The 14,710-nt window shown below is 71.3% G+C and carries 10 protein-coding genes; 8 read left to right on the plus strand and 2 right to left on the minus strand.

All coding sequences use genetic code 11. The features are described 5' to 3' along the window. The first annotated feature begins 129 nt into the window (after positions 1–129). The 3 genes from BM290_RS38600 to BM290_RS38610 all read left to right on the plus strand — a co-directional run bounded on the left by BM290_RS38600 (position 130) and on the right by BM290_RS38610 (position 4,146). Entirely contained in the window at positions 130–1,146 is a 1,017-nt protein-coding gene (locus BM290_RS38600) for a LacI family DNA-binding transcriptional regulator (RefSeq protein ID WP_093620911.1), read from the plus strand. A 370-nt stretch (positions 1,147–1,516) separates the two neighbouring features. Then, positions 1,517–3,361: a serine/threonine protein kinase gene (locus BM290_RS38605; protein WP_093620912.1), complete on the plus strand. Its 1,845-nt coding sequence runs from the start codon at positions 1,517–1,519 to the stop codon at positions 3,359–3,361. An 80-nt stretch (positions 3,362–3,441) separates the two neighbouring features. After that, on the plus strand, positions 3,442–4,146 hold the full coding sequence (locus tag BM290_RS38610) for a hypothetical protein (RefSeq protein WP_203779750.1): 705 nt from the start codon (positions 3,442–3,444) through the stop codon (positions 4,144–4,146). Between the two features lie 290 nt (positions 4,147–4,436). Here BM290_RS38610 and BM290_RS38620 read toward each other — a convergent pair whose 3' ends face one another. Both BM290_RS38620 and BM290_RS38625 read right to left on the minus strand, forming a co-directional pair. Beyond that, complete coding sequence (locus tag BM290_RS38620; RefSeq protein WP_093620914.1) at positions 4,437–4,739, minus strand: STAS domain-containing protein; 303 nt, start codon at positions 4,737–4,739, stop codon at positions 4,437–4,439. Next, a complete protein-coding gene (locus BM290_RS38625; RefSeq protein WP_093620915.1) occupies positions 4,739–8,791 on the minus strand; it encodes a SpoIIE family protein phosphatase in 4,053 nt (1,350 codons plus the stop codon). The genes BM290_RS38620 and BM290_RS38625 overlap by 1 nt, the downstream gene beginning before the upstream one ends. 256 nt (positions 8,792–9,047) lie before the next feature. On the opposite strand from BM290_RS38625, the gene BM290_RS38630 reads away from it, so the two are divergent. The 5 genes from BM290_RS38630 to BM290_RS38650 all read left to right on the plus strand — a co-directional run bounded on the left by BM290_RS38630 (position 9,048) and on the right by BM290_RS38650 (position 13,740). Then, positions 9,048–9,725, plus strand: a complete 678-nt coding sequence (locus BM290_RS38630; protein WP_093620981.1) for a response regulator transcription factor — start codon at positions 9,048–9,050, stop codon at positions 9,723–9,725. A 502-nt stretch (positions 9,726–10,227) separates the two neighbouring features. Continuing rightward, a complete protein-coding gene (locus tag BM290_RS48785) occupies positions 10,228–11,190 on the plus strand; it encodes a sensor histidine kinase (protein WP_177320076.1) in 963 nt (320 codons plus the stop codon). Positions 11,191–11,323: 133 nt separating this feature from the next. After that, positions 11,324–11,674: a PepSY domain-containing protein gene (locus tag BM290_RS38640; RefSeq protein ID WP_093620917.1), complete on the plus strand. Its 351-nt coding sequence runs from the start codon at positions 11,324–11,326 to the stop codon at positions 11,672–11,674. Between the two features lie 150 nt (positions 11,675–11,824). Then, complete coding sequence (locus tag BM290_RS38645) at positions 11,825–12,022, plus strand: DUF3311 domain-containing protein (RefSeq protein ID WP_093620918.1); 198 nt, start codon at positions 11,825–11,827, stop codon at positions 12,020–12,022. Between the two features lie 38 nt (positions 12,023–12,060). Continuing rightward, positions 12,061–13,740 (plus strand): sodium:solute symporter family protein, encoded by a 1,680-nt coding sequence (locus BM290_RS38650; RefSeq protein WP_093620982.1) that lies wholly within the window; start codon positions 12,061–12,063, stop codon positions 13,738–13,740. Positions 13,741–14,710 lie beyond the last annotated feature (970 nt).

Raw genomic sequence — 14,710 nt, forward strand, 5'->3', positions numbered from 1 at the left:
CGGTCTCCGCGTGTAACAGCCGTCACAGTAGACCGATCTACGGCGGGCACACAAGACGCAACTCGAAACGTTTCAAGGATTGGTGAACCCGCTGTTCCGGGGTGCGGAGAACGGTCTACAGTGAGGCATATGTCGATCACGAGGGGCCGGGGCGTCACGATCAGTGACGTGGCCGCGGCCGCGGGAGTCTCCCGGGCCGCGGTGTCGAAGGTGATCCGCAACGCGTACGGGGTGAGCCCCGCCATGCGCCGGCGCGTCGAAGCCGCCATCGAGGAGCTCGGCTACCGGCCCAGCGTCGCCGCCCGGGCCCTGCGCGGCTCCAGCTACCGGCTCGGGCTGGAGATCCCCTACGTCAGCGCGCGGTTCATGAGCCAGATCGTCGAGGGCGCCAACCGGGCCGTCGCCGGCACCCCCTACCAGCTGGTTCTCGCCCCCGCCGACGGCCCGGAGTACAGCACGCTCGAGTCGCTCGCCGACGGCCTCGTCGACGGGATCATCGCCGTCTCGCCCCGGGTCGACCCGCCCTGGCTGGAGGAGCTCGCCCGGCGTGTGCCGATGGTGATGCTCGGCCGTCACGACGACCCGGTGGCGTACGACACGGTCGTCGGCGACGACGAGGCCGGCGCCGGCGCCGTGATGGACCACCTGCTCGCCCTCGGCCACCGGCGGATCGCCCACCTCACCGAGCCGGAGGCGGTGACCCTCGCCACACCGGTCACGCCGCACGTCGTCCGGGTCGCCGTCTACCGGTCGCGGATGGCCGCGGCCGGGCTCGCGCCGATCATCGAGGTGGCCCGCTGGGAGGACGGTGACAGCGGCGTCCGGGAGGCCACCGCGCGGCTGCTGTCGCTGCCCGACCCGCCGACCGCGATCTTCGCCGGGCACGACGACATCGCCCTGATCGTGCTGGCCGGCGTCGCGGCGGCCGGGCGGCTCGGGGAGGTCTCCGTCGCCGGATACGACAACACCGACATGGCGCAGCACCCGCTGATCGACCTGACCTCGGTCGACCAGCAGGGCGCCGAGATGGGCGCCCGGGCGGCGACGATGCTGCTGGAACGCCTGCAGGGCCGGACCGAGCGGCGGCAGCACGTGGTGGCCACCAGCCTGCGGGTCCGGGGTTCCACCCGGCCGCCGCTGTCCTGAACGTCACCGGCCGCGCTGCGCGACCCCGGTCACGCCCCGTCGCCCTGGCGATCTTGCGGTTCCGGTCACGCCCCGTCGCCCCGGCGATCCTGCGGTCACGTCCCGTCGCCCCGTCGCCCCTTCGCCCCTTCGCCCCTTCGCCCCTTCGCCCCTTCGCCCCTTCGCCCTGGCGATCTTGCAGTTTCCGGTCACGTCGCCCGGGCGATCTTGCGGTTTCCGTCACGCCCCGTCGGCGCGATGTCACAGGACCGCTATGACAGGTCAGGCGGCGGGCATTCCGTCGTCAAACCGACATGGACGCGGTAACCAAGAAGCGTGATCACCTTGAGTAGACTCCCGGGGCGCGACGGCCCGAAGGGATGAGAACCAGATGAACATGCCGCTGCGTCCGGGTGACCCGGTCGCCCTCGGCCGGTACGAGCTTGTCGAGCGGCTCGGCGAAGGCGGCATGGGGACGGTGTTCCTGGCCCGCGACCCGGGCGGCCGCCCGGTGGCGATCAAGATGGTCCGGCCCGAGTTCGCCAACGAGACCGAGTTCCGGGGCCGCTTCCGCAGCGAGGTCACCCGGGCCAAGCAGGTGCCGCCGTTCTCGACCGCCGAGGTCCTCGACGCCGACCCCGACCACGAGCCGCCGTACCTGGTCGTCGAGTATGTCGACGGCCCGAGCCTGGCCGCCGAGATCAAGGCGAAGGGCCCGCTCTCCGGGGCGGCGCTGCACGGCGTGGCCGTCGGCATCGCCACCGCGCTGACCGCCATCCACGGCGCCGGGGTCATCCACCGCGACCTCAAACCGGGCAACGTGCTGTTCGCCCGCGGCGGCATCAAGGTGATCGACTTCGGCATCGCCCGGGCGTTCGAGGCGACCAGCCAGCACACCCGTACCGACCAGTTGGTGGGCACGGTGGCGTACATGGCGCCGGAACGCTTCGACCCGGTGGACGGGCGGCCCGTCACCGCGGCCGCCGACATCTTCGCCTGGGGCGCCGTCGTCGCCTACGCCGCGACCGGGCGTACCCCGTTCGCCGCCGAGTCGGCGCCGGCCACCGCCATGCGGATCCTCACCCAGGCGCCCGACCTCACCGGCCTGCCCGAGTCGCTGCGCGGGCCGGTGTCGCGGGCGCTGTCCAAGGAGCCGGAGAACCGGCCGACCGCCCGGGAGCTGCTGGACCTGCTGCTGGCGGGCGTGGCCGTACGGCCGCCGGAGGCCGACACCATGCTGCTGGCGACCGTCACGCCGACGTCTCCCTCGGCCCCGTCGCCTTTCCCTGCCCCGTCGGCTCACGGGTCACCCCCGGCCGCGCCGCCTTTCCCTGCCCCGTCGGGTCCCGGGTCTCCCCCGGCCGCGCCGCCTTTCCCTGCCCCGTCGGCTCCGGGGTCTTTCCCGGCCGCGTCGTCGTCGGCCGCGCCCGTTCCGGCGTCGCCGGCACCGTCGTCCTTCGCGGCCACGCCTGTCCCGGCCGCGCCCTTCCCACCGACCGGACCCACCGCGGTCACCGCCGCGCCCGGCCGGCCGGCCCGCCGCCGCCGCCGGACCGTGGCAGTCGCCGCGACCGCGGTAGCCGTGCTGCTCGCCACCGCGGTGGGCGTCCTGATCAGGTACAACGGTCTGTCCACTCCGGACCGCACGGCCGGTGGTCCCGGCGGCGGCTCCGCGTCCGCGCCGGCCTCGGGCGCCGCCTCGGCCCCGCCTCCGGCCTCCCCGAACACGGGTCGCACCCCGACCGCCGAGGAACGGCTGCACGCCATCAAGACCGGCAAGAACCGCACCCTGATCCACGTCGCCGAGATCGACCGGGATCTCGCGCTCGAGGACCATTACGTCGAGCTGGGCGCGGGTGACGGCACCGGGCCCAAGTCCGAGTTCGCGCTCATCCCGATGGGCGTCGACTACATGATCCGGTCCCTGTACGACCCGGCCGACGAAGAGGTCTGCCTGGGCATCCGGCTCAAACCCGACGCGTCGGCCAAGGTGGTCTCGGCCAAGTGCGAGACCAGTGTCGGCACCCTGTTCGAACTCATCGGCACCAAACTCAAGGACGACAAGAACCGGCCCCGTTTCCACATCTACAACGACACCTACGGGTTCCTGCAGTGGGACGCGGACGCCAACGAGGGCACCGGCGGCTTCTACGTCGAACAGGTCGGCGACGCCCCGCCGCTGACCACGTTCAGCTTCGTCGACCGCGGCCCGCTTCCTTCGCCCTCCCCCAGCTGAGGGTGTAGGCGACCGGCGGGTTCCGTGGAGATCCCGTGTGCGATCGGCTCCACAGCCGGTGACCGTCCTACCGTGCGGGCATGAGCACGCTCGGATGGATCAGGATGTGGCTGGCGATCTTCACCGGAGGACTGGTGATCAGCGGGGTGACGGCGTTCCCGCTGGTCACCGAGATGCGGGTGCTGGCCGATCTGCTGCACGCCCTGCCCGCCACGCCGGACGGGGTGATCGTCTGGGTCGAGCGGGTCCGCGACGGGCTGGTGGTCACCGGGCGTGACTTCCCGTTCATCGCGTACGGGACGGACTGGCTCGCCTTCGCCCACCTGGTCATCGCGGTGGCGTTCTGGGGGCCGTGGCGTGACCCGGTGCGCAACGTCTGGGTGATCGAGTGGGGCATGATCTGCTGTGCCGGGATCATCCCACTGGCGTTGATCGCCGGGCCGGTCCGTGGGCTGCCGTTCGGGTGGACGCTGCTCGACATGTCGTTCGGCGTGGCCGGCGTCGTGCCGCTGGTCGTGGTGCGGTCACTGGTCAAGCGCCTGGCGCCGGCGCAGGAAGGGACGGGCGAACAGGTACAGCCCGGTGATCATCAGCACGGCCAGCGGGAGCAGCGGAACGTAGGACACCCAGACGATCGGGTCCTTCTGCGCGAGGGCGACGAACGTCAGGACCACGGTGGCGATGAAGACCGCGGAGGTCCAGCGGTGGAGGGTACGGATGCGGTTGGTCCAGGTCATGAGGGAACGGTAAGGACGGGCGCGCCGTCACGGCTTCTCGATTCCTGACCGGTTCAGGCGTGACGGCCCGCGATCAGCTCGGACAGACCGCCTGCCCACGCCGGACCAGCTCACGCATGACGGCCCGCGATCAGCCCGGACAGACCGCCTCCCCACGCCGGACCGACTCACGCATGACGGCCCGCGATCAGCCCGGACAGACCGCCTCCCCACGCCGGACCGACTCACGCATGACGGCCCGCGATCAGCCCGGACAGACCGCCTCCCCACGCCGGACCGACTCACGCATGACGGCCCGCGATCAGCCCGGACAGACGACTTCCCAACGCCGGACCGGCTCACGCATGGTGAACCGTGGTCAGCTCGGTCAGGCCGGAGATCTCGAGCAGCGGGGCGAGCAGTGGTCCCGTTCGCAACTCGATGTGATCGGCCTGCGCGAAGAGCGCCGAGAGACCCGCGCTGTCCAGATATTGGACCGCGGTGAGGTCGACCACCAGCCGGGCGCCCGCCGCGCCGGAGACCGCCCGGGTCAGCGCGCCGGCGAACGTCTCGGCGTTGCTCATGTCGATCTCGCCGGAGGCGGTGAGGACGACGGCACCGTCCGGGCCGGGGCCCGTCGTGAGAGTGAGCTCGGTGGTCATCAGGTAAGCCTCGCCTGCATGTCGACGACGGTGCCGGTCGTTCCGGAAGTGACGGTGACAGTGTGCATGAAGGCGCGCATGAGCTTGAGACCCCGGCCGCGGTACGGCGCGGCGGACGGATCGGGCGTCTTCCAGCGGCCACTGTCGGAGACCGTCAGGCGCAGATCGGCGGCGGTCGCGGCGGCACGCAATCGGATCCGCCCGCCCGGGTGCTCACGATGCCCGTGCTCGATCGCGTTGGCGCACGCCTCACCGGCGGCGACCAGCACGTTCTGCACGGTTGCGGCGTCGATGCCGCAACGGTCGAGCCAGCCCCGCAATGCGGACCGGACCGGGGCGAGCCGGGTCGACTCGGCGGGGAACTCGAGCTCCAGCGGCCCCGGGTGCCGGTAGAGCAGCAGCGCCACGTCGTCGTCGTAGCCGGAGTCGGGAGCGAGCCGGCTCATGATCTCGGTCGCCAGGTCCTCGATCGGGGTGCCCAGGCCGTGCTGGACGGCGACGCTCGCCTCGCCGATGCCGGCGGACAGCGGGCGGCGGCGGCGCTCGACCAGCCCGTCGGTGTAGAGCAGCAGCGTGGCCCGGGGTGGGACGAGGTACTCGGCGTCCGGCCGCTCCAGGCCGGGCCGCACCGCGACGGGCCGGGACCGGCCGCCGTCGAGCAGGTGGGTGGTGCCGTCCGGTCGGCCGACGATGGCCGGTGGGTGGCCGGCGCTGGAGTAGACGAGGTGGCCGGTGCCCGGGTCGAGGATCCCGCAGAACACCGTGGCGCAGCCGGCGCCGGGCAGCATCGCAGCGAACCGGTCCAGCGCCATCAGGGTGTGCGCCGGGCTGGTGTCCTGCAGCAGCAGTGCCCGGCAGGCGCTGCGGAGCTGGCCCATCACGGTCGCCGCCTGCAGGCCGTGGCCGACGCAGTCGCCGACCACGATGCCGATCCGGCCGTCGGAGAGCTCGACCGTGTCATACCAGTCGCCGCCGACCTTCAACGGCCGGGTCGCCGGCTCGTAGCGGACCGCGAACCCGCTGGGCAGGTCGTCCGGCCCGAGGATGGCCCGCTGCAGGGCGAGCGCCGTCTCCCGCTGCTGGTCGATCTGGTCGATGCGGCGCAGACCCTGGCTGAGCCGGCCGGCGAGCAGGGCGAGAAGGGTCTCGTCGGACCCGGTGAACGGGCGGTGCGGGCCCGGCTCGATCCACAGGGTCATGGTGCCGTGCGGATGGTCGAGGACGATCCCGCTGCCGGACGGGGTGAACGCCGGACGGTCGCGGAGCGCCAGGATCGAGCGGCGGCGGTCCTCGGGAAGGGTGTCCCAGGTGAGGGACGCGTCGGTGGCGGTCACGACCGGGTCGGCCCGGTCGGCGAAGACGGTCGCCACCACATACGTCGCCTGCCAGATCTCCTGGATCTCGCGCAGCACCGCCTCGACCGCGCCGCCGAGATTCTCCGCCTCGGCGAGCCGCATGCCGAGAGCCGCCAGGGCGCTGTCACGCTGAATCGCGTAGTGCTCGGCGGTGACGTCACGGAACGTGCCGACGATCACCCGTTTGCCGGTGTCCGGGTCACGGACCTGGTTGTACGAGGCGGCCGCCCACAACCGCCGCCCGTCCCGGTGCACGACCGGGATGGTGTAGGTGCCCTGTGGCTCCTCGAGCAGCATCGCGAACGCGTTGACGACCGCCCGGTGCGCCTCCGGATCGGTTGCGGCATCCGGCCACCACGGATGGGTCGGCAGGTACGGCAGCGCCTCCGGCCCATACCCCAGAATGTCGGTGAAAGCGCTGTTGATCTCGATGACCGCGCCGTTCTCGTCGCAGACGAAGAAGGCCTCCTGCAACGAGTCGATCAAGGCGGTCCGCCAGCGGGTGTGATGGTTGCGCAGGCGGGCCAGCTCGACGTTCGCCCGCACCCGGGCCAGCAGCTCGGCCGCGGAGAACGGCTTGAACAGGTAGTCGTCGGCGCCCGCCTCCAGGCCCTCGATCGACGCCTCTTGACCGGCTCGGGCGGACAGCAGCAACACCGGTGTGCTCGCCGTCCGTGGATCGGCGCGCAGAGCCGCGACCAGCTGCAACCCGTCGAGGCGGGGCATCATCACGTCACTGACGATCAGGTCGGGGGTGAGGGTGCGGGCCGTCTCCAGAGCCTGCTGCCCGTCGACGACAGCGGTGACCCGGTGCCCGGCCGCACGCAGCAGCCGCGACAGGTAGTCGCGCATGTCGGCGTTGTCGTCGGCCACCAGCAGCGACGCGCCGCCGGCCGGCACGACACCCGGCTCGGGCGTCACCATCTGCTCACCGTCGTCCGGCAGCCAGCGCAACGCCTCCTGCAGGAACGAGTCGGCATTGCTCTCGCCGGGCGAGCTCCGGGTGTCCGCCGGAAGGTGCGCGCTGCCGAACGGAAGCCGGATCGTGAACGTCGTGCCCCGGCCGACGGCGCTCTCCGCGGTGATCGTGCCGCCGTGCAGCCCGACCAGCTCACGAACCAGCGCCAGGCCGATGCCGCTGCCCTCGTTGGAACGGGACCGCGAAGTCTCGATCCGGTGGAACCGCTCGAACAACCGCGGCATCTCGTCCTCGGCGACACCCACCCCGGTGTCACTCACCGTGACGATCGCCTCGTCGCCCTCGGCCCGTGCCGTCACCCGGATGCCGCCGTCGAAGGTGAATTTCAGGGCGTTGCTGAGCAGGTTGAGAACCACCTTCTCCCACATCCCGCGATCCAGGTGGACCGGGTGCGGCAGCGGCGGGCAGTCGACCTCGAAGGTCAGCCCGGCCCGCTCGATAGCCGACCGGAACACGCTGGCCAGCTCGGCGGTGGCGGCCGACAGGTCGGCGGTCTCGAACCGCGCCTGCATCTTGCCGGCCTCGATCCGCGAGAAGTCGAGCAGCGTGTTGACCAGCTTGCCGAGGCGCAGCCCGTTGCGGTGGACGACCTCCAGGTCCGCCCGGGTCTCCGGCCCGGCGACGGCGAGGAGATCCTCCACCGGCCCCATGATCAAGGTCAGGGGGGTACGGAACTCGTGGCTGATGTTGGAGAAGAAGGCGGTCTTCGCGCGGTCGAGCTCGGCCAGCTCCTCGGCCCGGCGCTGCTGCGACTCGTAACTGCGAGCGCCGGCGATCCCCGCGGCCACGTGGCCGGCGGTCAGCTCGACGAAACCGCGGTAGCCGTCGTCGAGCGGCCGATACCGGTTGAGCCCGGCGACGAGGAAACCATACGGGGTGTCGCCCTGGCGCAGCAGCGGCACGGCGAGCGCCTGCAACGGCGGGCCCGCCCAGTCGCCGGCGGGCAGCCCGTCCCACCGGCCGAGGTCGGCCAGCACCGGCTCGCCACCGGCCAGCCGCGCCGCGGGCCACGACTCCGGCGCCGCGGCCGGATGCCCGACATCGATGCCGGTCGACGCCGCCAGCCGGGCCGAGCCGTCCTCGCCGAACAGATACGTCAGCGTGAACGGCAGATCGCGCCGGTTACGGTCGAGCTGCCCGCCGACGAAGGCGAGCACCTCCTCCTGTGTCCGCACCACGCTCGGATCCGAGCCGAGATCACGCAGCGTGGCCATGCGGCGCTCGCCGATCACCCGATCGGTCTCCTCGCTGACCACGCAGAGCATCCCGACGAGAGCGCCGTCGTCGTCGCGCAGCGGGCTGTAGGAGAAAGTGTGATACGACTCCTCCGGGTAACCGGAGCGCTCCAGGAACAGCAGCAGCGCCTCGTCCCAGGTCGCCTCCCCGGTGCGCAGCACGGTGTCGATGCGCGGCCCGATGTCGCCCCAGATCTCCGCCCACACCTCACTCGCCGGGCGGCCCAGCGCCCATGGGTACTTCCGGCCCAGCGTGTTGCGGCGATAGGCGTCGTTGCAGAAGAACGTGAGCTGCGGGCCCCACGCCATCCACATCGAGAAGCGCGAGGACAGCAGGATGCTCACCGCTGTCTGGAGGCTCTGCGGCCAGCCCTGCGGCGGCCCGAGCGGGGTCGCCTCCCAGTCGACCGCGGCGAGGTCGGCGCCGACAGCGGGGTCGGCGGAGAAGTACGCGGGAGACGGCCGGTTGTCATCACCGTTCATCGCGTCCGCTTGTCCCCCTGCCGCAGGCCGTCGAAACCACCACGACCGTAACCATTGACACCATCATCCCGATATCCGGGTCAGCCGTTTCGCTGAACCCGTGCGTGGCCCTGCTGTTCACCCGCCGACCGCTTCCGTCCGCCGCCATCGTGTCCTGCCATCTCCGCCTCCCGGCCCTCTGGTCGCTCCAGCTTCCCCCTTCGTGCCTCGGCGGCGTTCAGCGTGGATTCAGGATGGGTGGGCAATGATGGCCGGCATGCGTGTACTCGTCGTCGAGGACGAGAAGCGGCTCGCCTGGTCCTTGCGGGTGGGTCTGGAAGCCGAGGGCTTCGCGGTCGACGTCGCCACCGACGGCGTCGACGGTTTGTGGCTGGCCAGGGAGAACGACTATGACGTGATCGTGCTGGACCTGATGTTGCCGAAGCTCAACGGCTATCAGGTGTGCGCCGCGCTGCGCGCCGAGGAGGACTGGACACCGATCGTGATGCTCACCGCCAAGGACGGCGAGTGGGATCAGGTCGAGGGCCTGGACACCGGCGCCGACGACTACCTCACGAAACCGTTCTCCTATCCGGTGCTGGTCGCCCGCCTGCGGGCGGTGGCCCGCCGCGGGGCCCGGGAGCGACCGGTCCAGCTGACCGCCGGCGATCTGCGGATCGACCCGGCCGCGCGCCGGGTGTGGCGGGCGGAGACCGAGATCGACCTGACGGCCCGCGAGTTCGCGCTGCTGGCGTTCATGGCCCGCAACACCGGCGATGTGGTGTCGAAGCAGCGGATCCTGGAGGCCGTGTGGGACGCCGATTTCGACGGCGATCCCAACATCGTCGAGGTGTATGTGCGGCACCTGCGCAACAAGATCGACCGCCCGTTCGGGCGCGAGGCGATCCAGACCATCCGCGGCGCGGGCTACCGGCTGGGCGGCGACGGTGGTTGAGCGTGCCTCGATCCGGCTGCGGACCACCGCCCTCGCGGTCCTGGTGATGGGCGTCGCCGTGGTGATCGGGTCGGTCACGCTGGTGTTCCTGACGAGGGCGTCGCTGCGGGCCGGTATCGAGGACGCCGCCGAGAACCGCGCGTCCGCCCTCGCCGCACAGATCGAAAGCTCAGGCCTGCCCGCGATGCCGCCCACCGCCCCAGCTCTGCCGTCCGCCGCGCCGGTTCTCCCCTCCACCCCGCCAGTCCTGCCGTCTCAGGTTTCCGGTTCGCCCTCGTCCCTCACTGATTCACCTTCCTTCGCTCCTGGCCTTCCATCTCCCGGTGCCGACTTGTCCGCTCCGGCCTCCGGCATGCCAACGACCGGCTCCGGGCTGCCTCCTTGCACTCCCGGCCAAGCGTTCTGCGGGTCCGACGAGGACGATGCGGAGGACTTCGCGTGGGAGATCCGGGATGCCGGTGGGACCGTCGTCCGGGCGTCGCCGGGGCTTGATGATCGGTATTTGCGGGTCACGGAGCGCGCTGGGCCGTACACCGTGGTGGTTTTCGGGTCTTTGGAAGAAGTCGACGATGCGACGAAAGCGCTCGCCACGCCTCTGCTGATCGGTGTGCCAGGGGCGATGATCCTGGTCGGCGGGGTGACCTGGGTGGGGGTGACGGGGGCGCTGGCGCCGGTCGAGCGGATTCGCCGGGAGGTCGAGGAGATCACCGGGGAGCGGCTGGACCGGCGGGTTCCGGAGCCGGTGGCGCGGGACGAGATTCATCGGCTGGCGGCCACGATGAACCGGATGCTCGCCCGGCTGGAGGACTCCCGGGAGCGGCAGCAGCGCTTCGTGGCGGACGCGTCGCACGAGCTGCGATCGCCGCTGGCCGGGATCCGGCAGGCGGCCGAGGTGGCGCGTTCGCATCCCGGGGCGTTGTCCGAGGGTGAGCTGGCCGAGGCGGTGCTGGAGGAGTCCGGCCGGATGGAGCGGCTCGTGGAGCAGTTGCTGCTGCTCACCCGGACCGGTGGGGCGGGGCCCCGGCATCTGCGGGACGTGGACGTCGACGATCTGGCGCTGGCCGAGGCCCGGCGGGTGCGGCGGGCCGGGCTCACGGTCGACACGTCCGGGGTCGGAGCCGGCCGGGTTCGGGGGGAGGCCACGGCGCTGGCCCAGGTGGTCCGCAACCTCACCGACAACGCGGCCCGGCATGCCCGGGACACCGTCGTGGTGGCCGTCGCGGCCGATCGTGGCGAGGTGGAGCTGGTGGTCGAGGACGACGGCGCGGGCATCCCGGAGAGCGAGCGGGAGCGGGTGTTCGAGCGGTTCGTGCGGCTCGACGAAGCCCGTGACCGGGACGCCGGCGGCAGTGGGCTGGGGCTGGCCATCGTCAAGGAGATCGTGGCCGCGCACGGCGGCACGGTGGAGGTCACCGCGTCGGCGCTGGGAGGGGCTCGTTTCGTCGTACGTCTGCCGGGTTCCTGAAAAGCCTTTCAGGCAGGTTCAGGTGAGATTCAGGGACCTCGGCGCACGCTGTTGCCGTACTCGTTGGTTCGTTCCTCGCCCGGTTCGCTCCGTGCCTGGTTCGTGCCTCGTTCGTTCGAGAAAGGCGCAGATCATGGACACCAGCAAGCTTCGCAGCAAGCGCACCGTCATCGGCGGCATCGCCCTCGTGGCGGCCCTCGGCGCCGGCGGCACGGTCTGGGCGACCGCCGCCAACGCAGACGGCCGGCCCGACGCCGATGATCGTGTGCTCTCCGCCGAGGAGCGCACCTCGGCGGAGAATGCCGCTCGGGTGGCCGTCCCCGGATCGACGGTGCTGGAGGTCGAGGCCTCCGACGACCAGGGCGTCGCCTACGAGGCGGAGGTCCGCGACGCGGCGGGTCAGGAGTGGGATGTGGATCTGGACTCTTCCTACCAGGTCGTGACCAAGACCGCGGACACCGACGAAGACGGCGACGACGACTGAGTTTCCGACGAGGGTCTTTCCTCTTTGGAGATCGAGCGGTAAAACAATCTTCACGGTTTCGGCACTAGCAGTGCTAATAGATACGCGTTCTCCTCGCCGTGGCCGGCTTCCCGCGGCTCCCGCCGCACCCCACGACAGCAGGAGACGAAGATGTCGACCCGCTCCCGTCACTGGCAGTGGCTGCTGGTCATACCGACCGCGGCCCCACTGCTGACGCCGTTCGCCAACCGGATCGAGCCGACCCTGTTCGGCGTGCCGTTCTTCTTCTGGTATCAGTTCGCCTGCGCCCTGCTGGCGATGGTCGTGATCACGGTCGTCTACCTCGCCACCCGCGAGGACCGGCCGTGACCGACCGGGACGTCGAGGTCGGCGTCTTCCTGATCCTGATGGCCGGCGTCGTCCTGCTCGGATTCGGCGCCGCCCGCTGGCGCCGGCCCGCCGACCCCTACCACCTGGAGGAGTGGAGCGTCGGCGGGCGGGCGTTCGGCAACTGGACCATCTGGTTCCTGCTGGGCGGCAGCATGTACAGCGCGTATACGTTCATCGCGGTGCCGGCGCTGACCTACGGCGTCGGCGCGATCGGGTGGTTCGCCGTGCCGTTCGCGATCGTCACCACGCCTCTGACCTTCATCTTCACCACCCGGGCGTGGTCGGTGGCGCGACGGCACGGCTTCCTCACCCACAGCGAGTTCGCGGCTGCCCGATTCGGGTCGCCCGGGCTCGGCGCACTGGTCGCGGTCACCGGCATCCTCGCCACGATCCCGTATGTGGCGGTGCAGCTGATCTCGTTGCAGGCGGTGCTGCGCACGGTCGGCTTCGGCGGCGAGTGGCCGCTGCTGGCCGCGGTGTCGCTGGTGTCGATCTGCACGTTCCGATCCGGGCTGCGGGCGCCCGCCCTGCTCTCCGTGGTCAAGGACGTGCTGCTCGCCTGGATGCTGATCACCGCGGCGCTGATGGTCGCCATGTACGGGGGCTGGAGCAGCGCCTTCCGTGGCGCCTCCGCCCGGTTCGCCGCGACACCCAACCCGGCTGACGGCCTGCTGCTGCCGGAAACCGGGCATCTCGGCTTCATCACCCTGGTCGCCGGGTCGGCACTGGCGATCTTCGCCTACCCGCACGCGCTGGTCGGGATGCTCGCGGCCAAGGACCGTGACACCGTCCGGCGGAACGCCGCGGCGCTGCCCGTCTACTGCATGGCGCTCGGGTTGATGGCCATGCTGGGGATCTTCGCCCTGTCCCGGGGCGTGACACCGGCGGACGGCGACCTCAACACCGTCGTGCCACGGCTCATCCACGAGTATTTTCCCAGTTGGTCGGCCGGTGTGGCGTATGCCGCCCTCAGCATCGCCGCCCTCATCCCAGCCGCCGTCATGTCGATCGCGGCCGCCAACGCGTTCACCCGCAGCCTCTACCGGACCTACTTACGACCGGACGCCACCGCGTCGTCGGAGGCCTGGGTCAGCCGGTGGGTGTCGCTGATCGTCAAGTTCGGCGCGGCGGCGCTGATCCTCGCCGTCGATCCGGCGTTCTCCGTCGACCTGCAACTGATCGGCGGGGTGCTCATCCTGCAGACCATCCCGGCCGTCTTCCTCGGCCTGCTCACCGCCTGGTTCCACCGGGCGGCGCTCATCGCCGGGCTGGTCAGCGGGCTCGTGACCGGTCTGATCATGCTCTGGGACATCCCGAAGGTCGACGCCACCGGCCGGGTCGTCGCCGAGCATTTCGGCGGTTCCAGCTGGTCGATCGGCGACGGGCGCAGTGTTTATGTCGGCGTCGTCGCGCTCGCCGTCAACCTCGTCGTCACGGTCGCGGTCACGCTGCTCGTGCGGGCCGCCGGGATCCGCTACGGCGACGACACCACCCGGCCCGACGACTACCAAGCCGACGCCGGAGATCCGTACCTCAAACGTCTGGACGAGCTGATCGACGGCCTGCCAACCGGCGGACCCGGTTCGTCGCCGCATCGCGCCTCGCCGGCTGCGCTTCCCACGCAGGCCGCCCGCGCCGAGCCGGCACACCGGTACCGGCAGGGCACTCGGCTACCCACTCAGGCGCCGCATCCCTGACGACACCGCAGCCCGGACGGGCAGCCTCCCGGACGGGCAGCCTCCCGGACGGGCAGCCTCCCGGACGGGCAGCCTCCCGGACGGGCAGCCTCCCGGACGGGCAGCCTCCCGGACGGGCAGCCTCCCGGACGGGCAGCCTCCCGGACGGGCAGCCTCCCGGACGGGCAGCCTCCCGGACGGGGAGCCTCCCGGACGGCGCGACGGATCCTCAGCGCCGTGGACCCTCAACGCCGTGGGTCCGCAGTCCGTGGGTCCGTGGGTCCGTGGGTCCGCAGGTCCGTGGGTCCGCAGGTCCGTGGGTCCGCAGGTCCATGGGTCCGTGGGTCCGCAACACCATCGGCCAGCAACACCATGGGTCCGCAACACCGTGGGTCGCACCAACGCCGGCCCGCGGCACCCTGGGTCCGCACCACCGTCGGCCCGCGGCACCGTGGGTCCGCACCACCGTCGGCCCGCGGCACCGTCGGTGCGCAGAACCGTCGGTGCGCAGCTCCGTGTGCCGGGCTTCGGTCTCGCCGTCGACCCGGGCACGCGGGTCTTTCCTGGCTCGTTTGGTTGATCTTCGCGTGGCTGTCGGGCGCTGGCAGAAGCACAAATAGGGGGCTTCTTCCTCTGGCCCGATGGCGATGGACGCTCACGATCGGGTTTCCGTTTGCGCAGGTCGTAACGATGAGTGGCAGTGACGGCGAAGAGGGAGTGGCACGGTCAGCGAACCTGCGCGCCGGTCATGGCGGGGTGAGACGTCAGGACAGTGGCCAGCCATGAACGATCGCCGTGGGCGGCTCGAGCGAAGCGAGTTGACGCAACCCTGAATCGCCCGGACAGCGCATGCTGCCCAGCAGCCTCAGAGACAACGACCGCCCCCGCGAGCACATCGGACGGCTCCATCGAACCCGAGCACCACACCGGGTTACGCGGCGCGCGAAAGTGTCGGTGGGGACTGCTAGGTTCTCGGCACTGTTCCGGTGAG

The sequence above is a fragment of the Actinoplanes philippinensis genome, assembly GCF_900113015.1.
Taxonomy (GTDB): domain Bacteria; phylum Actinomycetota; class Actinomycetes; order Mycobacteriales; family Micromonosporaceae; genus Actinoplanes; species Actinoplanes philippinensis.